The organism is Streptomyces colonosanans, assembly GCF_001866645.1.
GTDB lineage: Bacteria > Actinomycetota > Actinomycetes > Streptomycetales > Streptomycetaceae > Streptomyces > Streptomyces colonosanans.
This window is the reverse complement of sequence record NZ_MLYP01000071.1, coordinates 38077-63606: the sequence shown is the minus strand read 5'-3', so window position 1 is coordinate 63606 and position 25530 is coordinate 38077. Positions and strand designations below refer to the sequence as shown.

Sequence of the window (25530 nt, the reverse complement as noted above, 5' to 3'; positions counted from 1 at the left end):
GGTCACCTTCGCGTGGGCGCGAGCGACCTTCAGACGAGCCTTCTCCCTGTTCTTGGATCCCTTCTGCTTGCGGGACAGGTCCCGCTGGGCCTTCTTGAGCTTCTTCTCCGCGCGGCGCAGGAACCGCGGGGAGTCGATCTTCGTGCCGTCGGACAGGACGGCGAAATGGGTCAGTCCGAGGTCGATGCCGATGCTCTGGTCGGCCTTGGGCATGCGGGCCGCGTCGGCGGCGGGGTCGGTGTCGATGACGAAAGAGGCGAAGTACCGGCCCGCAGCGTCCTTGATCACGGTGACGCTGGACGGGACAGCCGGCAGGGTGCGAGACCACTTCACCCGCACTTCACCGATCTTCGGCAGGTTCAGCCGCCCGGCCGGTGTGAGGGACCAGCGGGCGTTTGTGGTGAACCGGATCGACTGCCGTGCGTCCTTACGGGACTTCATGCGCGGCGCGCCCAGCTTCGGGCCCTTGCGTTCGCCTTTCAGCGAGGCGAAGAAGTTGCGATAGGCGCTCTCGGCGTCGCGCAGGGACTGCTGCAGCACCACTGCGGAGACCTCGCCCAGCCAGGACCGCTCGGCGGTGTGTTTGGCCTGGGTGATCAGGGTGCGGGACAGGTCCGCGGCCTTCGGGAACGGCAGGCCCTGCCTGCGGGCGTCCTCGCGGGCGCGCACCGCGTCGTTGAACACGACACGAGCGCACCCGAACGCCCTGGCCAGCGCAGTGCGCTGGCCTGGCTGCGGGTACAAGCGGAAGCTGTACCGAAGCTGCACACCGAGGACTCTACGTACCTGAGTTATGGCCGAGATGCAGAATATCCGGATTGGTCGGCAGTGATTTTTCGTGATGCATGTTCACTTGGACTTTATGACCGAGTTCCGGTACAAGGTGTTCACAGATGATCATCTGTGGTGCATGGAGGAGACCATGCGGGCGGTACCGGACATCGAAAGCGACCCGCCCCATGTGAAGCCCTGTCCGGCTCCGCCGGAAAACCACCCCGACGCTCCGCGTCGCCCCTTCAGATTCGCTTCACCACCGGGGTGAACCCCGATGCACTGCAAATGAATACCGGTAGCGGGGGCCATTGGGGGTCGGGTGGATGTCGGAGAGGACGGCGCCGGTGCCGGTGCGCGGGTCGAAGATCGCGTAGACGGGGATGCCCATCAGGGGATAGTCGCGGATCTTGCCCACCCAGTCGTTGTCCGGATTGGAACGGGAGACGATTTCGATGGCGGCGACGAGCGCACGGGGGTCGATGGAGCCCTCCGTGTCCATGTCCTCTTCGGCGATCACCATGACATCGGGGCGCCGCATGACGGCCTCGGGTTCGTCCTCCACGTCGGGCTCACCGGTATGGGGGCGTGGCGGTCGTCGCGACCGTCGGACGGCAGCTGAAGCTGCGGCGCGAGGCGGTGGGGATGCGGGCCGCCGAGTTCGGGGTGGCGGTGGGGTACGGAGAGGACCTGATCTACAAGATCGAGGGCGGCAAGCGGATTCCCCGGCCCGAGTATCTGGACAAGGCGGACGAGGTGTTGGGGGCGGGTGGCCTGCTCTCGGCGATGAAGGAGGACGTGGCCAAGGTCCGGTATCCGAAGAAGGTACGGGACCTGGCGAAGATGGAGGCCAAGGCGGTCGAGCTCCAGCTCTACGACCCGCTGAACATTCATGGCTTGTTGCAGACACCGGAGTACGCGCGGTCGTTGCTGCTGATGCGGCGGCCTGCCTACACCCAAGATGTTGTGGAACAGGGCGTAGCTGCGCGCGTAGCCCGCAAGTCCGTCTTCGAACGAGACCCCGCACCCGAGTTGAGCTTCGTCCAGGACGAGTGGACGCTTCGCCGACCGCTCGGAGGCAGGATGGTGCTGCGCCGACAGCTCGAACACCTGCTGGAGATCGGGCAGTTGCGGAACGTCGAAGTTCAGGTGATGCCGATGGGCCGCGAAGAACATGCTGGAGTGGCAGGCGGGATCGAGGTGCTGAAGTTCGAGGACGGCTCGGCTGTCGGGCGGTCCCCAGGAGTAGCCAACGGGCGTCCCGTCTCCGAGCCGAGGGACCTTCGTATTCTGGAGCTGCGGTACGGCATCATCCGGGCCCAGGCTCTCACCCCGAGGGAGTCGATGGCCTTCATCGAGCAACTGCTGGGAGAGACATGATCCGCAACGCCCCGACTGAGGATGTCCCCGAGCCGGCCTGGTTCAAGAGCAGCTACAGCAGCAGCAGTGAAGCCGACTCCTGCATCGAGATCGCCACGACCCCCAGCACCATCCACGTCCGTGACTCCAAGAACGTCGAGGGCCCCCGGCTCATGCTGACGCCGAGGGCCTGGACCCACTTCGTGTCGTACGCGTCCGAAGACTGATCCGACGGGACGGTTACTCGACCTCGGCCTCCGGTACGTCCACCTCGCCGCCCAGGGAGCGGGCGATGGCCGTGAACTCGTTCAGGGCGGACTGGAGGTCGCGGACGACGTTGGGTCTGTCCACGCACCACTGCCTCAACCTTCGCTCGTCCTGGGTTCGTTGAGTTTACGAACTCTGACGCCACGAAGGGACGGAAACAGGCGTGCCAGGGCAGACTTCGGTCACTCGAAGGCTGAAGCCCGCCGTCGGGCCGCGCGACTCAGAACTTGATGCTCCCGATCATCCCCGCGATGTTCGTCGTGAGTTGACTGATCGTCGGCGCGATGGTCGACGACGCGAGATAGAACCCGAGCAGCACGCACACAAGCGCATGTGCGGCCTTCAGCCCTGACTTCTTGACCAGAAGGAAGACGACGATCGCCAGCAGCACCACCGCCGAAATCGAGAGTGCCACGGCGGCTCACCTCCAAAGATCCACGGGGACGCGGGAAGTCGGGCTATGGGGCATTGAATCCATGAGGACATACCCAGGCGGATAAATCCACACGGATGCAAGCGGGTTCCTACCCACCATGCGTCAGTGATCATAACTATCCGTACGTGCGCATCGATCGGCGCACAGCCGCACAAGGGGGCGCATGGCCAATATGGTCGGGGCATGACGACCGAGCCTGCTTCCTTCCCCCGACGGCACGCGCAGACCCAGCGGTTCACGCTCGGCGCGCCGCGTGCTTTCACCGTCGCACCCGACGGTTCCCGTGTCGTGTTCCTGCGGTCCGCGTCCGGGACGGACCGCGCACACCAGTTGTGGGTCCTCGATGTGGCGGACGGCGCGGAGCGCCTGGCAGCCGACCCCGGCCCGCTGCTCGGCGGCGCCACCGAGCAGTTGCCGCCCGAGGAACTCGCCCGCCGCGAACGCAGTCGTGAGGGCGGTGCCGGCATCGTCGGCTACGCCACCGACACAGCCGTAGAGTTGGCGTCTTTCGCCTTGTCAGGGCGGCTTTTCACGGCGGAGCTGCGTGCGGGCACGGCACGCGAACTGCCCGTGCCCGGTCCGGTGATCGACCCGCGCCCGGCCCCCGACGGACGGCACATCGCGTATGTCACCCGCGGCGGCCTGCGCGTGGTCGGCGCCGAGGGCGACGGCGACCGGGCCCTCGCCGCGCCGGAATCGGAGTCCGTTTCCTACGGGTTGGCCGAGTTCATCGCGGCCGAGGAGATGGGTCGTTCACGAGGCTTCTGGTGGTCGCCGGAGTCCGACCGGCTACTCGTGGCGCGGGTGGACGACACGCCGGTACGACGGTGGTGGATCTCCGATCCGGCGCATCCGGAGCGGGAGCCGCGGCAGGTGGCGTACCCGGCGGCGGGGACCGACAACGCCGAGGTGCGGCTGTTCGTCCTGGGCCTGGACGGGGTGCGCACGGAGGTGGTCTGGGACCGGTCCGGCTACCCGTATCTGACGCGTGTGCACTGGTCAGCGGCGGGTGCGCCGCTGATTCTGGTGCAGGCGCGCGACCAGCGCAGCCAGCTGTTCCTGGCCGTGGACCCGGACACCGGGGCGACCCGGATGGTGCACGCGGACGAAGATCCAGTTTGGCTTGAACTTTTCCCCGGGGTTCCGTGCTGGACCCCGTCCGGACAGCTGGTGCGGATCGCCGACGAGGGCGGCGCGCGGGTGCTTGCGGTGGGTGAACGCCCGTTGACGGGAGCGCAGTTGCACGTACGGGCGGTGCTCGACGTGTCGGACGACGATGTGCTGGTCTCGGCGTCGGCAGGTGAGGCGGCCGCCTCACCGGAGATCGGCGAGGTCCACGTGTACCGCGTCAACGAACTCGGCGTGGAGCGCGTGTCGCAGGAGCCCGGCGTGCACTCGGCGGTGCGGGCCGGGGGCGTGACCGTGCTCGTGTCCTCGACGCTCGACAAGGCGGACTCGCAGGTGCAGGTGCTGCTCGACGGCAAGCGCGGCGAGACGGGGGGCGTCCCGGCCGGTGGCTCGGGGAGGGTGGCGACCGTGGCGTCCTATGCGGAACGTCCTGGTTTCTCCCCCCGTGTGACGCTCGTCCAGGGGGGCGCACGCCAAATCCCATGCGCCGTGCTTATGCCTACGGACTACTCCGATGACACCCCCCTGCCCGTGCTCATGGACCCTTATGGTGGCCCCCACGGGCAGCGCGTGGTGGCCGACCAGCGTCCGCATCTGACCTCGCAGTGGTTCGCCGACCAGGGCTTCGCGGTGATCGTCGCGGACGGGCGGGGCACCCCGGGCCGCTCCCCCGCCTGGGAGAAGGCGGTCAAGGACGACGTCGCGGCGGTCGCGCTCCAGGACCAGGTCGACGCGCTGCACGCCCTCGCCGGCGACTTTCCGCTCGACCTGAACCGGGTCGCGATCCGCGGCTGGTCCTTCGGTGGCTATCTGGCGGCGCTCGCGGTGCTGCGCCGACCGGACGTCTTCCACGCCGGCGTGGTCGGTGCGCCGGTGACCGACCTGCGGCTGTACGACACGCACTACCAGGAGCGTTACCTCGGGCACCCGGATCTGCAGCCGGAGGTCTACCGCCGCAACTCCGTGATCGACGACGCGGGCCTGGTCGACGCCGCGGAGCCGGCCCGGCCGATGATGATCATCCATGGCCTGGCGGACGACAACGTGGTGGTGGCCCACTCCCTGCGCCTGTCCTCGGCCCTTCTGGCCGCGGGCCGCCCGCACGAGGTGGTGCCGCTGTCCGGGGTGACGCACATGACCCCGCAGGAAACGGTCGCCGAGAACCTGCTGCTGCTCCAGCTGGACTTCCTCAGGCGTGCCCTGAAGCCGGCCTGAACCCACGCGGCAACGGGCCGGGGTGCATGACTGCACCCCGGCCCGTTCACGGCACCCGCACGGCCGTTGCCCGTTCACTTCCCTGCGCCCGTATGGCGACGTGTCGGCCGAGTTGCCTGCGTGTACACGCAGTTCGTGCGCAGTACACCGCTTATGCGGGCTCCTCGGGCGGTACCGCCCGCCCCGGCGCCGAGCGCGTCGTGGAGAGATTCTCCGCGAAGTGGCACGCCGAGTCGTGTGAGGCGGGCCCCGCCGCCGGACGGAACACCTCGGGCACCGCGAGCAGCGGCACCTCCCGGGCGCACCGCTCCCGCGCCTTCCAGCAGCGCGTACGGAACCTGCAGCCGGAGGGGATGTTCGTCGGAGAGGGCACATCCCCGCTCAGGATGATCCGCTCCCGCTGCTCCCGCGCCGAGGGGTCGGGCACGGGCACGGCGGACAGCAGTGCCTGGGTGTAGGGGTGTGTCGGATGCTCGTAGATCTCCGCGTCGCTGCCCATCTCCACGATCCGCCCCAGGTACATCACCCCGACCCGGTCGGAGATGTGCCGCACGATCGACAGGTCGTGCGCGATGAAGACGTACGCCAGGCCGAACTCGTCCTGGAGTCCCGCCAGCAGGTTGACCACTTGGGCCTGGACGGACACGTCGAGCGCGGACACCGGCTCGTCGGCGACGATGATCTCCGGGCGCAGCGCCAACCCCCGGGCGATACCGATGCGTTGGCGCTGACCGCCGGAGAACTGGTGCGGATAGCGGTTGATGTACTCGGGATTGAGCCCGACCACGTCGAGCAGCTCCCGCACCCGCCGGCGCCGGTCACCCTTGGGCGCGGCCTCGGGGTGGATCTCGTACGGCTCTCCGATGATGTCGCCGACCGTCATCCGGGGGTTGAGGGAGGTGTACGGGTCCTGGAACACCATCTGGATGTTGCGCCGCACCTCCTTCAGGGCGCGTCCGGACAGCTTGGTGATCTCCTGGCCCCGGTACCTGATCGAGCCGGCCGTAGGCCTCTCCAGGCTGACCAGCATCCTGGCGATCGTCGACTTGCCGCAGCCGGACTCGCCGACGATGCCGAGGGTCTCGCCCCGGCCGAGGGTGAAGTCCACCCCGTCGACCGCCCTGACCGCGCCGATCTGCTTCTTGAAGAGGATCCCCCGGGTGAGCGGATAGTGCTTGACCAGCCCGCTGACCTCCAGGATCGGTTCAGGACCGGCCATGCAGGCACTCCCTCCAGAAGTGGCAGGCGCTTGCACGCTCCGCGGAGACCTCGTAGAGCGGGGGGACGTCGGTGCGGCACACGTCCCGCGCCAGCGGGCAGCGGGGGTGGAAGGCGCAGCCCGGCGGGATGGCCATGAGGTTCGGTGGCAGGCCCTTGATGGCGTAGAGCTGCCGGCCCTTGCGGTCGAGCCGCGGGATGGAGTCGAGCAGGCCCCTGGTGTAGGGGTGTGCGGGCGCCTTGTAGATGTCGTGCACGGGAGCGGACTCGACGATCCGGCCCGCGTACATGACGGCGATGCGGTCGGCGACGTCCGCGACGACACCGAGGTCGTGGGTGATGAGGACGAGGCCCATGTGGTACTCGCTCTGGAGCTCCGCGAGCAGGTCCATGACCTGGGCCTGGACGGTGACGTCGAGGGCGGTGGTGGGCTCGTCGGCGATGATCAGCGCGGGCTCCAGCGCCAGCGCCATGGCGATCATGATGCGCTGGCGCATGCCGCCGGAGAACTGGTGCGGGTAGTCGCGCACGCGCTGCGCGGCGCCCGGGATCCGTACCCGTTCCATCAGCTCGACCGCCCGGACACGGGCGTCCTTCCTGGACATGCCACGGTGCACGACGAACATCTCTCCGAGCTGGTCGCCCACGGTGAGCACGGGGTTGAGGGCGGACAGGGCGTCCTGGAAGATCATCGCCATCCCGGCGCCGCGGATCCTGCGCCGCTCCTCTTCCCTGAGGCGCAGCAGGTCCCGGCCCTGGAAGAGGACTTCGCCGCCGGTGATCCTCCCGGGTGGTGTGTCGAGGATGCCCATGACGGCCTGCGCGGTGACGGACTTGCCGCAGCCGGACTCGCCGAGCACGGCGAGCGTCTCGCCCGCGTCGACGCCGTAGCTGACGCCGTTGACCGCCTTGGCGATCCCGTCCCGGGTCCGGAACTCCACGTGCAGATCGCGCACTTCGAGCAGCACGGCTCTCACCTCAGCTTCGGGTCGAGGGCGTCGCGCACGGCGTCGCCGAGCATGATGAACGCGAGCACGGTGATCGCGAGGGCGCCGGAGGGCCACAGCAGCGCGTGCGGGGCGTTGCGGATGTACGGGGAGGCGGCGGAGATGTCGATCCCCCAGGACACGCTCGGCGGCTTCAGCCCCACGCCCAGGTAGGACAGGGTCGCCTCCAGCGCGATGTAGGTGCCGAGCGCGATGGTGGCGACGACGATCACGGGCGCGACCGCGTTGGGCGCGATGTGCCGCAGCAGGATGCGGGAGTTGGAGGCGCCGAGGGCGCGGGCGGCCAGGACGTAGTCGTTCTGTTTGGCGGTGATGACCGAGCCGCGGGCGATACGGGAGATCTGCGGCCAGCCGAGCAGCACCATGAACCCGACGACCGGCCAGACGGTGGTGCTGGTCACCACGGAGAGGAGGACCAGACCGCCGAGAAGGACCGGGATCGCGAAGAAGATGTCGGTGGCCCGCGACAGGATCGCGTCCCATCCCCGGCCGAAGAACCCGGCGAGCCCGCCCAGGACCGAGCCGAGGAGCGCGACGCCGAGCGTGGCGCAGACGCCGACCGTGACCGAGGCGCGGGCCCCGTGGACGGTGCGGGTGTAGACATCGCAGCCCTGACCGTCGTAGCCGAACGGATGCCCGGACTGTGAACCGTCCAGGGCCTTGGAGAGGTCGCAGGTGAGGGGGTTGCCGGGGGCGATCAACGAGGGCCGGATCGCGATGGTGACGAGGAAGAGGATGACCAGCCCGGAGGCGATGAAGACCGGGTTGCGGCGCAGGTCGTGCCAGGCGTCGGACCAGAGGCTGCGCGGCTTGCCCTCCGGGCCCGTGCCTTCCGGTCCCCCGGGGGTCTTCTCCAGGGTGGTCGCCTCGCTGGCGGCGAGGTCCATGGTGCCGCCCATCCCGGTCCCGGCCATGGCCCCCTCGGGCTGGTACGGCGGCTGCTCAGGCATAGCGGATCCTCGGGTCGAGTACGGCGTACAGCAGGTCGACGAGCAGGTTGGCGATCAGGAAGACGAGGACGAGGACGGTCACGAAGCCCACGACCGTCTGGATGTTCTGCCGGAGGATCCCCTGGTAGAGCTGGTAGCCGACGCCATGGATGTTGAAGATCCGCTCGGTGACGATCGCGCCGCCCATGAGAGCGCCGATGTCGGTGCCGATGAAGGTGATGACAGGGATGAGCGAGTTGCGCAGCAGGTGACGGGTGATCACCCGGCGGCGCGGCAGCCCCTTGGCGATGGCCGTACGGACGTAGTCGGCGCGCTTGTTCTCGGCGATGGAGGTGCGGGTCAGCCGGGTGACGTAGGCGAGGGAGACCGACGCGAGGACGAGCCCGGGGACGATCAGCTCGCCGAGGGCGGCGTCCGGGGAGACCGACGGCCTCATCCAGCCCCACTGGACTCCGAGCAGCAGTTGGAGCAGCAGACCGGTGACGAAGGTCGGCACCGAGATGACGACGAGGGTGAGCAGCAGGACCGAGGAGTCCACGGGCCGCCCGCGGCGCATTCCGGTGATCACGCCGAGCGCGATCCCGATGGCGATCTCGAAGACGACCGCGACGACGGTGAGCCGGATGGTGACCGGGAAGGCCGTCGCCATCAGCTCGGTGACCCGCTGCCCGTTGAAGGCGGTGCCGAAGTCACCGGTGAAGACATTGCCCATGTAGGCCAGGTACTGGTGCCACACGGGCTTGTCGAGGCCGAACTCCCGGCGCAGCTGGGCGGCCGTGGCGGGGTCGCACCGCCGCTCGCCGCACAGGCCCGCGACGGGGTCGCCCATCACGTGCACCATCAGGAAGATGAGCAGGGTGGCGCCGAAGAAGACCGGGATCATCTGCAGCAGGCGTCTGATGACGTACCGTCCCATGGGGGCTCCGGGGGGGTAGGGGACAGCGTGCGGCTCAGCCGACCTTGATCTCGTCGTAGACGGGGACGCTGAACGGGTTGAGCGCCACATGGGAGAGGCGGCGCGAGTAGCCGGCGTTGCCGTTCTGGTACCAGAGCGGGATGGCGGCCATGTTGTCCCGTACGACGCCCTCGGCCCGCTGGAACAGTCGCACGGCGCTGGCTCTGTCGCTCTCTGCGTTCGCCCGGTCGACGAGCCGGTCGAAGTCCTTGTCGGACCACGTGCCGTCGTTGGAGGAGCCGCCCGTGTAGTAGAGCGGCTGCAGGAAGTTCTGGATGAGCGGATAGTCCATCTGCCAGCCGGCCCGGAAGGGGCCCGGCATGCTGTGCCGGCCGAGTTGGTTGCGGAAGTCGGCGAAGGTGCCGACCGGGTTGCCGACGCAGGCCTCGTTGTCGCCGAGCGCGTTGTTGATGGAGTTGCAGACCGCGTCCACCCACTGCTTGTGCGAGCCCGTGTCCGCGTTGTAGGTGATCCGGACCTGTCCGCCGGGCAGTCCGCCGCCCTCCTGGACCAGCTTCTTGGCCCGGTGCGGGTCGTGTCTGCAGGCGGCGCCGCAGAGACCTGCCTTGAAGCCGCCGGCGGTGCCGAGGACCGGGGAGGTCCAGTCGCTGGCCGGGGTGCGGGTGTTCCGGAAGATCGTGCGGGTGATCAGGTTCCGGTCGATCGCCATGGACAGGCCCGTACGGACCTTCTGCGTCCCGGGTCTTTTCCACCTCGGGTCGTAGAAGGGGAAGGCGAGGGTCTGGAGGATGCCGGCCGGGGTGTTGATGTAGCGGCCGCCGAGATCGTTCTTGACGTACTTGAGCTGTGCGGCGGGCACGTCGTCGACGAGGTCGAGGTTGCCGGCCATGAGGTCGGTGTAGGCGGTGTTGGTGTCGGTGTAGACCTGCAGGTCCACCCCGTTGTTGCGCGCCTTGTCCGGTCCTCGGTATCCGTCCCACTTCCGCAGGGACATCTTGAAGCCCCGGGTGTAGGAGGCGACCCGGTACGGACCGTTGCCGATGGGCTTGCGCAGCCAGTCCTCGTGGTGGTCGAAGAACGCCCTGGGCAGCGGGGAGAAGGCCGCGTAGCCCAGGGTGTCGGGGAACGTGGAGAACTTCTGGGCCAGTCGGACAGTGAAGGTGCGGGTGCCGGTCACCTTGAGTCCGGAGAGGGTGTCGGCGGTCTGGGCGCCGGTTTCCGGGTGCACCTTGTCGTACCCCTCGATGTATCCGAAGAAGTACGCGTTCTTCTGATTGTTCTTCAGGCTCGCACCGTAGTTCCAGGCGTCGACGAAGGACCGCGCGGTAACGGGCTCCCCGTTGCTGAACCGCCAACCGTTCTTGACGGTGATGGTGAAGTTCCGGGAGTCCGGGCTGTCGATCCTGTCGGCGAGCATGTTCTCCGGGGCGGCGGTCCTGGGGTTGTAGCGCTTCAGCCCGCGGAAGACCATGTCGAGGACCTTGCCGCCCTGGACCTCGTTGGTGTTGGCGGGCTCCAGCGGGTTCTGCGGATCACCCCAGGAGGCGCTGAGCACTCCGGGGGCACTGCCGCCGCCGCCCCCGCCGCATGCCGCCGCCGTGAGGGCAGCCGCCGCCGCGCCCGCCGCCCATCGGGCGGGTCTGGCTCCACGCATGGAGTGCCTCCCTGGAGTGCGCCGTACCGCCAGCGCCGAGGCGCTGTCCGTTATCGGTCCATATCAGCGATCAGCGAACATCACACCCATGTACACCATTCGCCGAGGCGACGTCATCCGGATGGCGGGCGCACACCGGCCCGGACAAAGGATCTTGACAAGGGTGACGCGGGATGGTTCACAGCACGCAATGGATCTTGACGAGGCAAAGCAATGAATCTCCGCCTATCAACGTCGAACCATCGATTTGCGAACCCTTGATGTACGCATTTCGACACTCAACCATCCGCATATCGAACTTCTTGTCAGATTTGCCCGGTTGGCCCGATTGAGGACACGGATCGATTACAACGTGCTACCCGCGTAGCTACGGAAAGGTCAAACTTAGGTAAAGAGAGTAAAGAGCCGCCCAAGTCGGCTGAGAATTTATTGACCTTGAATGAATTGCGTTGAAAAAGTCCGGCGTAGCCCGTAGGGGAGCGCCCTGCGGAGTCATCAGACACCTCCCTTGGGCCTGGAGCACCATGACCCCCCCCAACTCCATCCGCGGCTGCACCGCTTGAGGTGACCGACGAGAGCGCCGAGAAGTCGAGCACTTCTCCCGACTCGAAGGGCACCGAGACCAGGTCCCCTGGACAGCTGGCATGGCGCCGCTTCAAGCGGGACCGCACGGGCGTCATTTCGGCGATCATCGTGATCGCCTTCTTCGTGGTCGGCCTCGCTGCGCCGCTCATAGCCAAGCTGTACGGGAAGGACCCGTACACGACGTACGGGCTCAACGACCCCAGCCTGCTGGGCGACAACGGCCTCCCGGCGGCGCCGAACGGCGGCATCAACAGCGAGTTCTGGTTCGGTATCGACCCGCAACTCGGCCGTGACGTCTTCACCTTCCTCTGGTACTCGATCCGCAACTCGCTGCTGATCGCCACCGGCATCACGATCCTCGCCATGATCGTCGGCGTGGCGGTCGGCATCACCGCGGGCTATCTGGGCGGCAAGACGGACTGGTTCCTCGGCCGGGTCATGGACATCCTGCTCGCCTTCCCGCAGCAGCTGTTCTTCGTGGCCTTCACGCCGGTGGTCCTGGCCCTGTTCGTGGGCGACAACGAGAACACGCCCACCTCACTCATCGTGGTCTCCCTGATCCTGCTGCTCGTCGTCTTCGGCTGGGCCTCCGTCGGCCGACTGCTGCGCGGCCAGGTACTGGCCCTGCGCGAGCGGGAGTACGTGGAGGCCGCCAAGGTCACGGGAGCGTCTCCGGCCCGCATCATCTTCAAGGAGCTGCTGCCCAACCTGTGGACGCCGATCCTGATCCAGGGCACTCTCATGCTGCCGGCGATGGTCAGCACGGAAGCGGGTCTCGCCTTCCTCGGTGTCGGTCTGCAGGACCCGACCCCCGACTGGGGCGTCATGATCGGGTACGCCACCCAGTGGTACCAGGACGACATCACCTTGCTGATGTTCCCCGGCCTCGCCATGGTGATCTTCGTCCTGGCGTTCAACCTCCTCGGTGACTCGGTGCGCGACGCACTCGACCCGAAGACCAAGCGCTGACTCCGAACCTCCTCGGGATCACGGCAATGTCGCCGGGGTGCCGGACCACCCTCACCAACCCACTTCAAGGCAGGATGCGATGTCCTTCTCGCGCAGAAACTTCCTGATCGCCACCGGTGTCGCCGCCGCGTCGAGCACCGTGCTGAGCGCGTGCAGCAGCGGTAACTCCAGCAACGGCAGCAGCGGCGGAGGCAAGCAAGAAGCCGCCAAGGCCCAGAAGGCCATGGTCAAGATCGGCACGGCGGAGGACTCCAAGGGCCCGGCTCCGGAGGTCTCCGGCGCCAAGAAGGGCGGCAAGGTCTACCTGCTGAACGACGACGACTTCTCGCACCTCGACCCGCAGCGCATCTACTTCGCGTGGAACTCGCTCGCCATGATGGTCCTCGCCCGTACCCTGACCGGTTACAAGGTCGGCGACGACGGCTCGCAGACCCTGGTCGGCGACCTCGCCACCGACGTCGGCGTCATGAAGGACGGCGGCAAGACCTGGACCTTCACCCTGAAGGACGGCATCAAGTGGGAGGACGGCTCCGACATCACCGTCGATGACGTCCGCCACGGCATCGAGCGCGGCTTCGCCGACTTCACCACCGAGGGCGCCACCTACGTTCAGAGCTGGCTCGTCGGCTCGGACGAGCCCCGCAAGTCCTACAAGGGTCCGTTCAAGGGCAAGCACCTGAAGTCGATCGAGACGAGCGGGAAGTCCATCACCTTCCACCTCGCCGAGGCGCGTCCGGACTTCAACTACGTCCTCGCCATGCACTCGTACGCGCCGGTCCCGGTGAAGCACGACACCAAGCAGGCCTACGACAAGAAGCCGTTCTCCAACGGTCCTTACCGGGTCAAGTCGCACGTCACCGACAAGTCGATGGTGATGGTCCGCAACGACCACTGGGACCCGAACACGGACCCGATCCGCAACGCCTACCCGGACGAGTTCGACTTCACCTTCGGCATCGAGCAGGAGACCGCCGCCGACCGCCTGATCGCCGACACCGGCAACGACCAGTTCGCCGTCTCCTGGCGTACGGTCCCGCAGAGCAAGATCCAGCAGGCCACCCTCAAGGCCAAGGACCGCCTCTTCTCTGCTCTGGGCAGCGGCACCAGCGTCTACTGGATCAACCAGACCCGCGTCACGGACATCAAGGTCCGCGAGGCCATCATCCGCGCCTGGCCGACCGCCGGTATCCGCAAGCTCCAGGGCGGCGAGAACCGCGGTGACTACGCGACCGGCTTCATGAGCCCGCTCGTGGCCGGTTACAAGTCGCAGGACGTCTGGGGCAAGCTGAAGAACCCGGCGGGCGACCCGGCGAAGGCGAAGGAAGTCCTGAAGGCGGCCGGCAAGCTCGGCACCAAGGTCACCTACGCCTACCAGAACGACCCGGTCAACGCCAAGGTCAAGGTCGTCATCGAGAACGCCCTGAAGGCGGCCGGCTTCGAGGTCGTCACCAAGCCGATCGACTCCACCACCTTCTACGACCAGATCGGCATGGTCGACAACCCGTACGACGTCTACTGGGGTGGCTGGTCCGCCGACTGGCCGACCGGTTACTCGGACTTCATGCCGTGCTTCCACAGCTCCAAGGTCGTGGACCAGGGCAACAACTACTCCCACCTGAAGAACCCCGAGGTGGACGCCGCGATCAAGGCCGCCACGGCGGAGGTCGACCAGACCAAGGCCAACGACATGTGGGCCGCTGTGGACAAGCAGGTCACCGAGCTGGGTGCCTTCATCCCCGACGTGTACATGCGACGCATCTACATGCACGGCTCCAAGCTCGCCAACGTGAAGATGGACCCGAACTTCGACGGTTGCATGCTCTACAAGATGTACGTCAAGGCCTGATCCATCCCTGAGAGGTGGGGCGGCTTCGGCCGCCCCACCCTCGGCTCGTCCACCGGGTCTCCGGTCACCCCCGGCCCGGCCCGTTCCGTACGACGGCCCTCCCAGGAAAGCCAACCCCCATGCTTCGCTTCCTCGTCCGCCGGTTCCTCGGCGCCGCGATCACGCTGTTGATCATCAGTGCGGTCACGTTCATGCTCTTCTACGCGGTGCCGCACGATCCGGCCCGGATGGCCTGCGGCAAGGTCTGTACGCCGGACACGCTCGAACTGATTCGGCGCAACATGGGGATCGACGAGTCGCTGCCGTTGCAGTACTGGCACTGGCTGTCAGGCATCTTCGTGGGCCGCGACTACACGGGCATCGGCCGTTGTGACGCCCCGTGCCTGGGCTACTCGTTCGTCAACCACGAGTCGGTCCTCGCGACGGTCCAGGACCGCTTCCCGACGACGGCCTCCCTCGCCCTCGGCTCCTCGGTGGTCTTCCTCATCTTCGGTATCGGTGCCGGCATGCTCGCCGCCGTGAAGCAGGGCAAGGCCGTCGACAAGATCGCCAGCTCCGCCTCGCTGATCGCCTCGTCGATGCAGATCTACTTCGTCGGCCCGGTGGCCCTCTACCTCCTCGTGTACACGACGCACATCCTCGACCAGCCCTCGTACACGCCGTTCACCGAGAACCCGGCCGCCTGGTTCAGCGGTCTGCTCGTGCCCTGGCTGGTCCTGGCGCTGATCTGGACCGCCAACTACACCCGTATGACCCGCTCCCAGCTGGTCGAGACGCTCAGCGAGGACTACGTCCGCACGGCCCGCGCCAAGGGCCTCTCGCGGCGCACCGTCTTCTTCCGCTTCGCCTGGCGCGGCGCGATGGGCCCGATCGTCACCATCTTCGGCATCGACATGGGCGTCCTGCTCGGCGGCGCGATGATCACCGAGAAGACCTTCAGCCTCCAGGGCCTCGGCATGCTCGCCGTGAAGTCGGTGATCAACAACGATCTCCCGATGCTCCTCGGCGTCATGATCGTCACCGCCGCCTTCGTGGTGTTCGCCAACATCATCGTCGACGCCGTCTATGCCCTGATCGACCCGCGGATCCGGCTCGCCTGACCCCGCCCGCCCCCACCAGCTACCCCGCATCACCCCCCTCTGGAGCGTCCCCGTGACGAGCACCGATCAGCAGCCCTTCCTGTCCGTCAAGGACCTGAAGGTGCACTTCTCGACCGAGGACGGCATCGTCAAGGCCGTCGACGGCCTGTCCTTCGACCTCGCCCGCGGCAGGACGCTGGGCATCGTGGGCGAGTCGGGGTCCGGCAAGTCGGTCACCAACCTGACCATCCTGGGCCTGCACAACCCCGACAGCACCAAGGTCGAGGGCTCCATCGAGCTCGACGGCGAGGAGCTGAACGGCGCCCCGGAGAAGACGCTCGAGAAGCTCCGCGGCAACAAGATGGCGATGATCTTCCAGGACGCCCTGGCCTCGCTGTCGCCGTACCACACCATCGGCAAGCAGATCGGCGAGACGTACCGCAAGCACACCGGTGCCTCCAAGCAGGAGGCCCGGGCGCGGGCGATCGAGATGCTGAGGCGCGTGGGGATCCCCCAGCCGGACGTCCGCGTCGACGACTACCCGCACCAGTTCTCCGGCGGTATGCGCCAGCGCGCGATGATCGCCATGGCGCTGGTCTGCGACCCCCAGCTGCTGATCGCCGACGAGCCGACCACCGCGCTCGACGTGACCGTGCAGGCCCAGATCATGGACCTGCTCAAGGACCTCCAGCAGGAGTTCGGCACCTCGATCATCTTCATCACCCACGACCTGGGCGTGATCGCGGACATCGCCGACGACGTGCTGGTGATGTACGGCGGCCGGTGTGTGGAGCGCGGCTCGAAGGAGGAGGTGCTGCGCGCCCCGCAACACCCCTACACCTGGGGTCTGCTGGGCTCCATGCCGAGCCTTGACGGTCCGGTCGACGTGCCGCTCAACCCGATCCCGGGCTCGCCGCCGTCGCTGCTGAACCCGCCGTCCGGCTGCCGCTTCCACCCGCGCTGCGCCTTCGCCGAGAAGGTCGACGGCAACCGCTGTGCGACCGAGTCCCCGGTGCTGGAGATCACGGACGGTCGCGGCAACGCCTGCCATCTGACCGACGAACAGCGCCGTGAGTTCTTCTCCGACCTCGCCGGCAGCCAGGCCCACTGACGTACAAGAGACGGGATTTCACCACCATGAGCAACACCAGTCCCCTCCTGGACGTCTCGGGACTCACCAAGCACTTCCCGATCAAGGGCGGCTTCCCGATCCGCCGCACGGTCGGCGCGGTCCAGGCTGTCGACGGGCTCGACTTCCAGGTCGCCGAGGGCGAGAGCCTGGGCCTGGTCGGCGAGTCCGGCTGCGGCAAGTCGACCACCGGCCGCCTGATCACCCGGCTCCTGGAGCCGACGGCCGGCAAGATCTCCTATCGCGGCCAGGACATCACCCACGCCAGCCGCAAGCAGCTCGCGCCGATCCGGTCCGAGATCCAGATGATCTTCCAGGACCCGTACGCCTCGCTGAACCCGCGGCACACGGTTGGCAAGATCATCTCCGGGCCGATGGAGATCAACGACATCAACCCGGAGGGCGGCCGGGAGAAGCGCGTTCGCGAGCTGCTGGAGATCGTGGGTCTGAACCCGGAGCACTACAACCGCTTCCCGCACGAGTTCTCCGGCGGCCAGCGCCAACGTATCGGCGTGGCAAGGGCGTTGGCCCTGGAGCCGAAGCTGATCGTCGCGGACGAGCCGGTCTCCGCCCTCGACGTCTCCATCCAGGCCCAGGTCGTCAACCTGCTCCAGCAGGTCCAGAAGGACCTGGGTATCGCGTTCGTCTTCATCGCCCACGACCTGGCGATCGTGCGGCACTTCTCGCAGCGTGTGGCGGTCATGTACCTCGGCAAGATCGTGGAGATCGCCGACCGCGAGGACCTGTACGGCAACCCGCGCCACCCGTACACGCGCGCCCTGCTCTCCGCCGTGCCCGAGGCCACGGTGGACGAGACGCCCCGTGAGCGCATCCGTCTGGTTGGCGACGTGCCGTCCCCGATCTCGCCCCCGTCCGGCTGCCGCTTCCGCACCCGCTGCTGGAAGGCCACGGAGAAGTGCGCCTCGGAGGCGCCGCCGCTGGTGCAGGTGGAGGGCAACAAGCCGGGTCACCTGACGGCGTGCCACTACCCCGAGACGCAGGAGACGGTTCCGGCTCCGCGTCTGTCCAAGGACCCCGAGGCAGCGGCCTGACACACCCCTTTCCGTCAGCCGCGGCCGCCGGAGCCCGACCTTCATCGGCCCATTGACCCGAGCCCCGAACGTCCGGTTCCCGGGGACGAAGGCCCGTGCCCTGTGGCACGGGCCTTCGCCATGCCCGCCGGGGCTGTGGGCGGCACGGGAAGGGTGATTGGCAGATGTGTCTCGCCTTCCTGCTCCTGAGCTGCGGCTTTGCTTCCGGCCCCTGGAACAGACCTGCCAATCACTTCCTGACAGGGTCACGCCCCCAGCTCGCACCACACATACTTTCCCCGATCCCCGAACCGGGCTGACGGCTCCCAACCCCACACATCCGCGCAGGCCCCCACCAATCCCAACCCCCGCCCCTCCTCCGACTCCAACGCCTGCTCCAACGGGCATGGCGGCTCGGGCGGCGCCGGGTCGGTGTCCCATGCCCCGATCCACACCACCCCCTGCGGGGTCAGGCGGACCCTGAGCGCGGCTGGCCCCTTCGTATGCCGCACGGCGTTCGACACCAGCTCCGCCGCCAGCAGCTCCGCTGTGTCCACCAGGCCGATCAGACCGTGCAGGGTCAGGATCAGGCGCAGGGTGCGGCGGCAGATGGTCACCGCCCTGAGGTCGTTCGGGATGTAGAGCGTGTAGTCCCAGGTTTCGGGCATGCCTCATCAACTCCGGTGAGGTGAGGGGGGTTTAGCGCGCGGTGGCATTGCCGCAGCCGTCGTGGCATGGCGGAGCGGTGCGCTTCCGCTGCGTGTAAGTTACCTAACCGACAGTAGGGGGCAATATTTAGATCTCGCAAGGCGATCGCGTAAGGTGACCCCGAACGAGTCACGCTTACCCGCGTGTTGAGAGGTCAGTTGATGGCAAAGAGGTTCGAACCGACGGCACGTCAGTTGCGCCTTGCTGTCGAGTTGCGCAGACTCCGCGACGCGGCGGGCCTCTCGTCGCGGGAGGCAGCGGCGCTCCTCGGGGTGAGCGCGCCCCAGATCAGCCAGATCGAGGCCGGTCTCGCTGGTGTGAGTGAGAGCCGGTTGCGTCGCCTCGCCGCCAACTACTCGTGTACTGATGAGGAGTTGATCGACGCGCTGGTAGCCATAGCGAACGACCGCACGCGAGGCTGGTGGGAGGACTACCGGGAGCTGCTGCCCACGCCCTTCCTCGACCTCGCGGAGCTGGACTATCACTCCTCGTACCGGTGTGACGTGGAGTTCCTGTTCATTCCCGGCCTGCTACAGACGGAGGACTACGCTCGCGCCGCTTTCTCGTCCAGGATTCCGGACATTCCGGAGGAAGAGTTGGAGTTGCGTGTGCGGCACCGGATGCAACGCAAAGTCATCCTCGAAGAGCCTGCCCATGTCCCGTACGAGGCGGTCATCCACGAGGCGGCACTGCGCATCAGGGTCGGTGATCGCGCCACCTCACGAGCCCAGCTTGCTCGTGTCCTGGAACTCTCCGAAGCGGACCACATCAGCGTGCGCGTCATCCCCTTCGACCTGGACGGATTCGGCGGAGCCTGGAGCCCCATGATGCTGGCGGGCGGCGCCGTGCCCAGGCTGGACACGGCCGTTCGCGACGCGCCTCATGGCACCGGCTTCATCGACTCAGAAGCCCAACTCGCCGTCTTCCGCACGCTATTCCGTAGGGTAGAAGCCGCGTCACTCGAACCCGCCGGTTCGCGTGACTTCATCCACAGACTGGCCAAGGACCTGTGAGGCTCACCGTGACCACACCCGACACCTGGCGGAAGTCGTCCTACTCCGGCGGCGGCGACGGCAACAATTGCGTCGAGATCGCAACCACTTCCACCCAAGTGGCCATCCGGGACTCCAAGGACCCAGCCCAAGGCACCCTCGCCTTCCCTCCCGCAGATTTCACCCTCTTCATCGAGTCGCTGAAGGTCGCTTCTCAGGGGAGGAGTTGAAACCTTACGCTGAGGGCATGTCAGCGTCAGACTGGGAAGAACTCAACGGTGCCCGCGGACGCCGGCGCTTGAAGATCGCCGTGCGGCACATCATCCGACGCCCCTGCTCTTCGCTGGCCTGGTCGGCGTGCTTGTCCTATTCAACCTTGTGAAGGACAGCTTCCCGCTGGCCTACGGACTCACGATGCCGACCCTAGTCGTCCTGATCACGGCGAGCATGGGCCGTTACCGCGCCCCGACCGACGACCCAGCGCACGAAGAAGCTTCACTTCCCGCCGACCCCGACGGGAAGTGAAGCAAGGCCGTCGGCTTCAGTGCCCCCTGGTGCCGTCGATCATTTCGCGCAGGATGTCCAGGTGCCCGTTGTGGCGGGCCGTCTCCTCGATCAGGTGGTGCAGGATCCAGCGCAGGTCGACCTGCCGGCCGTCGCGTATCGGGCGCTTCGCCTTGCTGTCCAGGTCGTGGGCCGCGACCAACTTCCGGTAGCGGGCGCTCTGTTCGTCGTACTCGTCCAGCAGTTCGGAGAGCGGGCGGTCGACCGCCATCGTCATCTCGCGGTCGGGGTCCTCGTCCGTCCACGGCCCCTCGTCGTCCTCTCCCAGGAACACCACCTGGAACCAGGAGTACTCGACCCAGCGGAGGTGGCTGATCAGACCGCACAGGGTCATCAGCGGGGACTCGGGGAGCGGCGCCTGCACGGCGCCCTCGGCCGAGACGCCCTCACACTTGGCGCGAGCGGTGGCACGGACGTAGTCGAGGAAGGTGGTCAGCTGTGTGCGCTCGTCCCAGGCGGGAGGCGTGTCAGTTCGTGTCATCCAGGGAATGATCCCGAATCCACGGAGCGGAAGTCGAACGAATATCGGTGCGCGGTAAGGGAGTTCGGCCCGCTTTGCTCCGCCGATCCCCCTCGGTGTCACCCCTCCGTTTCCTCCAGCGCTGCCAGTGCCGGATCCAGCACGATGTCCTCGTCCCGCGCCCCGGTGGTCGGCTCCTCCGGGAAGTGGCAGGCCGTCAGGTGGCCTGGGCCGTTCCCGGAGATCCGCACCAGCGGCGGCTCCTCGGTGGCGCACTTCTCCGTGGCCTTCCAGCACCGGGTACGGAAGCGGCAGCCCGACGGAGGCGAGATCGGGGAGGGCACGTCGCCCGCGAGGCGGATCCGCTCGCGCTGGGCCTCCTCGTCGCCGTCCAGATTCACCTCGGGCACGGCGGACAGCAGCGCGTGGGTGTACGGGTGGCGCGGGCGCGCGTAGATGGAGTCACGGTCGCCGACCTCGATGATCTTGCCGAGGTACATCACGGCGACGCGCTGCGAGAAGTGCCGCACGACGGCGAGGTCGTGGGCGATGAACAGGAAGGCGATGCCCAGGTCCTTCTGGACCTGCTGGAGGAGGTTGACCACCTGGGCCTGGATGGAGACGTCCAGGGCGGAGACCGGCTCGTCCGCGACGATCAGCTTCGGCTCCAGGGCCAGGGCCCGGGCCACCCCGATGCGCTGACGCTGACCGCCGGAGAACTCGTGCGGGAAGCGGTTGAAGTGCTCGGGGTTCAGACCCACGATCTCCAGCAGCTCACGGACGCGCTTCTCGCGGCCACCTGCCGGGTTGATGTCGTTGATCTCCATCGGACCGGAGATGATCTTGCCGACGGTCTGGCGCGGGTTCAGCGACGAGTAGGGGTCCTGGAAGATCATCTGGATCTCGGACCGGATCGGCGCCAGTTGCTTGCGGCTGGCGTGCGAGATGTCCTGGCCGCGGTAGGAGATCTTCCCGCTGGTCGGCTCCAGAAGCCGGGTGATCAGGCGCCCCGTGGTCGACTTGCCGCAGCCGGACTCGCCCACCAGGCCGAAGCTCTCGCCCACGTGCACGGTCAGGTCGATGCCGTCCACGGCCTGCACCGCGCCGACCGTGCGGCGGATCGGGAAGCCGCCCTTGACCGGGAAGTGCTTGACCAGCTTGTCCACCACCAGCAGCGGCTCCCCGGACGCCTCTGCGGCCGCGCCCCGCGCGGCGGGCACGGTGGCCTCGTCCTTCGTGACGACCTCTTCCTTCATGTCAGTGCACTCCCTACCGCAGCCGGGGTTTGATCTGCTCGATGAAGATGGTCTGCTTCTGCTCGGCCGTAAGGTGGCAGGCCCCGCCCCGACCGGGTGGCAGCAGCGGCGGCTCGTCCACGCACCGGGCGCCGCCCACCTCGCCCTGGTACGTGCACCGAGGGTGGAACCGGCAGCCGGACGGCGGGTTCAGCAGGGACGGCGGCGTCCCCGGGATCGGCGTGAGCGGGGTGCCGAGGTCCGAGCCGAGGCGCGGCATGGAGTTCAGCAGGCCCCAGGTGTACGGGTGTTGCGGTGCCCTCAGCACCTCATCGACGGTTCCGCGCTCGACCGCTCCCCCGGCGTACATCACCATGATGTCGTCGGCCATGTCGGCGATGACCCCGAGGTCATGGGTGATGAAGACGATCGCCGAGCCGAACTCCTGCTGGAGGTCCTTGAGCAGGTCGAGGATCTGCGCCTGGACGGTCACGTCCAGCGCCGTGGTGGGCTCGTCGGCGATCAGCAGGTCGGGGTTGCAGACCAGCGCCATGGCGATCATCGCGCGCTGGCGCATACCGCCGGAGAACTGGTGCGGATAGTCCTTCGCCCGCTCCTTGGGATGGGGGATGCCGACCTTGCCGAGCATCTCCACCGCCCGCTCCCAGGCCGCCTTCTTGGAGGCCCCGGTGTGTTTCATGAACGGCTCGGCGATCTGCCGGCCCACCGTGTAGTACGGCGACAGCGCGGTCAGCGGGTCCTGGAAGATCATCGCGGCCTTGTTGCCGCGCAGCTTCTCCAGCTCGGACTCGCGGGCCGTGATCAGTTCCTGCCCGTCCAGCAGGATCTCGCCGTCGATCGTGGTGAACATCGGGTTGTGCAGCCCGAGGATGGTCAGGTTGGTCACCGACTTGCCGGAGCCCGACTCCCCCACGATGCCGAGGGTCCTGCCCCGCTGGAGGTCGAAGGAGAGCCCGTTCACGGCGCGGACGATGCCGTCCTCGGTCTTGAAGCTGACATGCAGGTCCCGTACCGAGAGGAAGGCGTCCCCGCCGGCTGCGCCTGAATCGCCGGGTTCCTTGGTCACAGTGGTCACGGAGTGCTCCTAGGCGAGCCGTACACGCGGGTCGATGAACGCGTAGCAGGTATCCACGATGATGTTGAACAGCAGGATCATGGTCGCGGCGAACAGCATCACGCCGAGCAGCAGCGGCAGGTCGCTGAAGGCCACCGACTGCACCGCGAGCTGGCCGAGCCCCGGCAGTCCGAAGGTGTACTCGGTGATCACCGCGCCGCCCAGCAGGGAGCCGAGATCGATGCCGAAGATGGTGACGATGGGGATCAGCGAACCACGCCAGGCGTAGCGGAAGAAGACGTACCGCCGCGACATGCCCTTGGCGCGGGCCGTACGGACGTGTTCCTCCTGGAGCTGCTCGACCATCGACGAGCGCGCCATACGTGTGTACTGCGCGGCGAAGATCGTGGACAGCACCACCCACGGGATGATCAGCCCCGAGAACCAGTTGACCGGGTCGGCGGTGAAGGGGTTGTAGGCGGGCTTGTCGAACAGGTGCGACTGATAGACGAACACGGCGAGCACCAGCGGGCCGAGGAAGTAGATCTGCATCGAGCTGATCACCATCGAGCCGGCCGTGAACGTCTTGTCGATCAACGTGCCGCGTTTCCAGGCCGCCAGCAGACCGGTGCCGAGACCCACCAGCAGGAAGACGCACGCCGCGCCCAGGGTCAGGGAGACGGTGGTCGGCAGACGGTCCATCAGCGTGGGCCAGACCGCCTCGTTGGTGTTGTACGAGTACCCGAAGCATGGGGCCGGGCACGGGCCCTGGGTGAAGGCGTCGCTGCCCAGGACGATGTTGTGCAGGAAGGTCCAGTACTGCTCGGGGATCGACTTGTCGAGGCCGAGCACATGGTGGATGTTCTCGATGTTGGCCGGCGTGCACGCCTTGCCGCACATCATCAACGCAGGGTCCCGTGGCATCCCGAAGAACAACAGGAACGTGACGATGCTCAGTAGGAAGAGGATGACGACGGCGCCGAGTGTCCGGCGAATGAGGAAGCGCAGCATGGCAGAGGCAGCTCTCAGACGTCAGCGAGCCGGTGGTACCCGGTGCGGGCACCCCGTGAGGGGGCCGTACCGGGTACCAGGACGGACGGAGTTACTTGATGTACAGACGGCGCGCGTCGACGCCGCCGATCACGTCGTCGTAGACCAGGCCGCCGACCTTCGAACCGGCGATCGCGACCTGCTTGTAGTAGGCGGTCGGAACCGCGTACACGACCTCGGTGAGCAGGTACTTGTCCAGCTTCGCCCACTCGGTGGCAGCCTTCACCGGGTCGGTGATGGCGTTGATGCGGTCGATCTCGCTGTTCACATGGGGGTCGTTGACCTGCGTGTAGTTGCTCCCGCCGTCGGCGATCAGGCGCCCGTCGACGGTCGGCGGGAACACGGCCTGGCCGGACGGCCAGTCGGCGCCCCACGAGGTGTGGAAGATGTCGTAGTTGTTGTTGATCTTGCCGACCTGGTCGAACCAGTTCGAGGAGGGAACCTCCTGGCGCTGTACGTCGAAGCCGGCCTTCTTCAGGCCCTCGGCCATGGCGGTGGAGTACTGCTGGCCCTCGGAGGTGTTGATGTAGGCGAAGGTCAGCTTCATGCCGACCTTGCCGGCTTCCTCCAGCAGCTTCTTGGCCTTGACCGGGTCACCCGCGGGCTTCTTCTTCTTGCCGAACGGGTCGAACGTGGGGTCGTAGCCGCTGACGGTCGGGCTGATCAGGCCGCCGGCGACCTCCATGGCCGCGTCGCCGCCGAAGGCCCGCACGAACGGCGTGACGGGCAGGGCGTAGGCGATGGCCTCGCGGACCTTCTTGTCCTTCATCTCCGGCTTGCTCATGTTGATGTTGATCCGGCCCACGTAGGGCTGGTAGCCCGAGACCGTACGGGACTTCAACTTGGGGTCGGAGAGGACCTTGGAGAGGTTGCCCGCGTCGACCCCGTTCTGCAGGCTGGCGCCGGTCTGGTCGGCGCCGCTGTCCGCGAGGAGCGCCTTGGTGGACGTCTCGTACTGCTGGTTGAAGGTGATGTTGAACTCGTCGACGTACTGGTTGCGGATCGGGTCCGTCTTCGGGTCCCACTGGTCGTTCTTGACCAGCACCATCGACTTGCCCGACTTGAACGACTGGATCTTGTACGGGCCGGCCGCGGCGGGCGCCCTGTCGTACTTCTCCTTGGTGTCGCCCTTCGCCTCCACCATCGCGTAGCCCGTCATGCCGAGCGCGTACGGCAGGTCGGCGACGGGCTTCTTGAAGTGGAAGATCACGGTTTTGTCGTCCGGTGTCTCCAGGATGCTGTCCGGCAGGTGCTTGCCCTTGTACGGGCCGTCCGGCAGCAGTTTGCGGTAGTCGGTGCCGGCGGTGTCGGCCATCCACTGCTGGACATAGGTCGGGCCCTTGGTGATGAAGGGCGCGAAGAGCCGCTCGAAGGAATGGCGGACGTCCTTGGACGTGATCGGGGACCCGTCCTGGAACTTGATGCCGTCCTTGAGGGTGTACTTCCAGGTCCTGCCGCCGTCCGACACCGTGCCGGAGTCGGTGGCCAGGTCGCCGACGACCTCGTGCTTGCCGCCGTCGTTACTGGTCGCCTTGTAGCCGGTGAGCCCCCGGTGGATCACCTGCGTCAGCGTCATCTCGTCGAAGGTGTAGATCTGGGCCGGGTCCAGGTGGGCAGGGCTGTCGCGCTCCAGGAGCTCCATCGTGCCGCCGCTCTTGGCGCCGGGGACCTCGGCGGCGGGACCGGTGGAGGCCGCTGCGTCACCGAACTTGATCAAGGCCTGCTGACGCTCGGCGTTGGCCTTGTCCTTCTTGTTGTTGTCGCTGCTGCCTTTGCTGCCGCCGCTGCTGCAACCGGTGAGCACGAGAGCTCCGGCCGCGAGCACAGAGACCGCGGCGTATGCGTGTCGTCCGCCCCTACTCATCACTCAGTTTCCCACCCATCTG

23 protein-coding genes and 1 pseudogene are annotated in these 25530 nt (G+C 67.2%); 10 read left to right on the top strand and 14 right to left on the bottom strand.

Features of this window, described 5'->3' with window-relative positions:
* Together BIV24_RS25815 and BIV24_RS25810 are read right to left on the bottom strand one after the other, a co-directional pair.
* Positions 1 to 768 (bottom strand): RNA-guided endonuclease InsQ/TnpB family protein (locus BIV24_RS25815; RefSeq protein WP_143064663.1); only part of this gene is annotated, 768 nt, incomplete at its 3' end.
* A gap of 301 nt (positions 769 to 1069) precedes the next feature.
* A pseudogene (locus BIV24_RS25810) lies at positions 1070 to 1354 on the bottom strand (Uma2 family endonuclease); the annotation flags it as partial.
* Between the two features lie 5 nt (positions 1355 to 1359).
* Here BIV24_RS25810 and BIV24_RS25805 point away from each other — a divergent pair.
* Together BIV24_RS25805 and BIV24_RS25800 are read left to right on the top strand one after the other, a co-directional pair.
* A complete protein-coding gene (locus tag BIV24_RS25805) occupies positions 1360 to 2151 on the top strand; it encodes a helix-turn-helix domain-containing protein (RefSeq protein WP_071368841.1) in 792 nt (263 codons plus the stop codon).
* Positions 2148 to 2357: a DUF397 domain-containing protein gene (locus tag BIV24_RS25800; RefSeq protein WP_071368840.1), complete on the top strand. Its 210-nt coding sequence runs from the start codon at positions 2148 to 2150 to the stop codon at positions 2355 to 2357. The genes BIV24_RS25805 and BIV24_RS25800 overlap by 4 nt, the downstream gene beginning before the upstream one ends.
* Before the next feature lie 260 nt (positions 2358 to 2617).
* Here BIV24_RS25800 and BIV24_RS25795 read toward each other — a convergent pair whose 3' ends face one another.
* Complete coding sequence (locus BIV24_RS25795; RefSeq protein ID WP_071368839.1) at positions 2618 to 2812, bottom strand: hypothetical protein; 195 nt, start codon at positions 2810 to 2812, stop codon at positions 2618 to 2620.
* A gap of 204 nt (positions 2813 to 3016) precedes the next feature.
* On the opposite strand from BIV24_RS25795, the gene BIV24_RS25790 reads away from it, so the two are divergent.
* On the top strand, positions 3017 to 5176 hold the full coding sequence (locus BIV24_RS25790) for a prolyl oligopeptidase family serine peptidase (RefSeq protein ID WP_071368838.1): 2160 nt from the start codon (positions 3017 to 3019) through the stop codon (positions 5174 to 5176).
* Positions 5177 to 5327: 151 nt separating this feature from the next.
* On the opposite strand, the gene BIV24_RS25785 is transcribed toward BIV24_RS25790, so the two are convergent.
* From BIV24_RS25785 to BIV24_RS25765, 5 genes are read right to left on the bottom strand one after another with little or no spacing between them, the layout of a single operon-like run.
* Complete coding sequence (locus BIV24_RS25785) at positions 5328 to 6395, bottom strand: ABC transporter ATP-binding protein (protein ID WP_071368837.1); 1068 nt, start codon at positions 6393 to 6395, stop codon at positions 5328 to 5330.
* A complete protein-coding gene (locus BIV24_RS25780) occupies positions 6382 to 7362 on the bottom strand; it encodes an ABC transporter ATP-binding protein (RefSeq protein ID WP_071368836.1) in 981 nt (326 codons plus the stop codon). Before BIV24_RS25780 ends, BIV24_RS25785 begins: the two co-directional genes overlap by 14 nt.
* Positions 7363 to 7367: 5 nt before the next feature.
* Positions 7368 to 8351, bottom strand: coding sequence for an ABC transporter permease (locus tag BIV24_RS25775; RefSeq protein WP_071368835.1), 984 nt, complete (start codon positions 8349 to 8351; stop codon positions 7368 to 7370).
* Positions 8344 to 9267: an ABC transporter permease gene (locus BIV24_RS25770; protein ID WP_071368834.1), complete on the bottom strand. Its 924-nt coding sequence runs from the start codon at positions 9265 to 9267 to the stop codon at positions 8344 to 8346. The genes BIV24_RS25775 and BIV24_RS25770 overlap by 8 nt, the downstream gene beginning before the upstream one ends.
* 34 nt (positions 9268 to 9301) lie before the next feature.
* A complete protein-coding gene (locus BIV24_RS25765; protein WP_071368833.1) occupies positions 9302 to 10921 on the bottom strand; it encodes a peptide ABC transporter substrate-binding protein in 1620 nt (539 codons plus the stop codon).
* A gap of 564 nt (positions 10922 to 11485) precedes the next feature.
* On the opposite strand from BIV24_RS25765, the gene BIV24_RS25760 reads away from it, so the two are divergent.
* From BIV24_RS25760 to BIV24_RS25740, 5 genes are all read left to right on the top strand, one after another.
* Positions 11486 to 12475, top strand: a complete 990-nt coding sequence (locus tag BIV24_RS25760; RefSeq protein WP_071368832.1) for an ABC transporter permease — start codon at positions 11486 to 11488, stop codon at positions 12473 to 12475.
* Positions 12476 to 12554: 79 nt separating this feature from the next.
* Positions 12555 to 14321 (top strand): ABC transporter substrate-binding protein, encoded by a 1767-nt coding sequence (locus BIV24_RS25755; protein WP_071368831.1) that lies wholly within the window; start codon positions 12555 to 12557, stop codon positions 14319 to 14321.
* A gap of 119 nt (positions 14322 to 14440) precedes the next feature.
* Positions 14441 to 15421 (top strand): ABC transporter permease, encoded by a 981-nt coding sequence (locus tag BIV24_RS25750; protein WP_071368830.1) that lies wholly within the window; start codon positions 14441 to 14443, stop codon positions 15419 to 15421.
* A gap of 52 nt (positions 15422 to 15473) precedes the next feature.
* Positions 15474 to 16511: an ABC transporter ATP-binding protein gene (locus tag BIV24_RS25745; RefSeq protein ID WP_071368829.1), complete on the top strand. Its 1038-nt coding sequence runs from the start codon at positions 15474 to 15476 to the stop codon at positions 16509 to 16511.
* A gap of 26 nt (positions 16512 to 16537) precedes the next feature.
* Entirely contained in the window at positions 16538 to 17581 is a 1044-nt protein-coding gene (locus tag BIV24_RS25740; RefSeq protein ID WP_071368828.1) for an ABC transporter ATP-binding protein, read from the top strand.
* A gap of 245 nt (positions 17582 to 17826) precedes the next feature.
* Here BIV24_RS25740 and BIV24_RS25735 read toward each other — a convergent pair whose 3' ends face one another.
* Positions 17827 to 18228, bottom strand: a complete 402-nt coding sequence (locus tag BIV24_RS25735; protein ID WP_071368827.1) for an ATP-binding protein — start codon at positions 18226 to 18228, stop codon at positions 17827 to 17829.
* Positions 18229 to 18429: 201 nt separating this feature from the next.
* Between BIV24_RS25735 and BIV24_RS25730 the strand changes: the two genes are divergently transcribed.
* Both BIV24_RS25730 and BIV24_RS25725 read left to right on the top strand, forming a co-directional pair.
* The gene (locus BIV24_RS25730) at positions 18430 to 19281 is read left to right on the top strand and encodes a helix-turn-helix domain-containing protein (protein WP_071368826.1); all 852 of its coding nucleotides are present in this window, start codon (positions 18430 to 18432) and stop codon (positions 19279 to 19281) included.
* An 8-nt stretch (positions 19282 to 19289) separates the two neighbouring features.
* Positions 19290 to 19490: a DUF397 domain-containing protein gene (locus tag BIV24_RS25725; protein WP_071368845.1), complete on the top strand. Its 201-nt coding sequence runs from the start codon at positions 19290 to 19292 to the stop codon at positions 19488 to 19490.
* A 311-nt stretch (positions 19491 to 19801) separates the two neighbouring features.
* Here the strand turns inward: BIV24_RS25725 and BIV24_RS25715 are convergent, their stop codons facing one another.
* The 5 genes from BIV24_RS25715 to BIV24_RS25695 all read right to left on the bottom strand — a co-directional run bounded on the left by BIV24_RS25715 (position 19802) and on the right by BIV24_RS25695 (position 25508).
* On the bottom strand, positions 19802 to 20305 hold the full coding sequence (locus tag BIV24_RS25715) for a DinB family protein (RefSeq protein ID WP_071368825.1): 504 nt from the start codon (positions 20303 to 20305) through the stop codon (positions 19802 to 19804).
* Positions 20306 to 20403: 98 nt separating this feature from the next.
* Positions 20404 to 21540: an ABC transporter ATP-binding protein gene (locus tag BIV24_RS25710; RefSeq protein ID WP_071368824.1), complete on the bottom strand. Its 1137-nt coding sequence runs from the start codon at positions 21538 to 21540 to the stop codon at positions 20404 to 20406.
* Between the two features lie 13 nt (positions 21541 to 21553).
* On the bottom strand, positions 21554 to 22615 hold the full coding sequence (locus BIV24_RS25705) for an ABC transporter ATP-binding protein (RefSeq protein ID WP_071368823.1): 1062 nt from the start codon (positions 22613 to 22615) through the stop codon (positions 21554 to 21556).
* 9 nt (positions 22616 to 22624) lie between these two features.
* On the bottom strand, positions 22625 to 23605 hold the full coding sequence (locus tag BIV24_RS25700; protein ID WP_071368822.1) for an ABC transporter permease: 981 nt from the start codon (positions 23603 to 23605) through the stop codon (positions 22625 to 22627).
* 91 nt (positions 23606 to 23696) lie between these two features.
* Positions 23697 to 25508 carry an ABC transporter substrate-binding protein gene (locus tag BIV24_RS25695; protein ID WP_071368821.1) on the bottom strand — a complete coding sequence of 604 codons (1812 nt, stop codon included), beginning with the start codon at positions 25506 to 25508 and terminating at the stop codon, positions 23697 to 23699.
* Positions 25509 to 25530 lie beyond the last annotated feature (22 nt).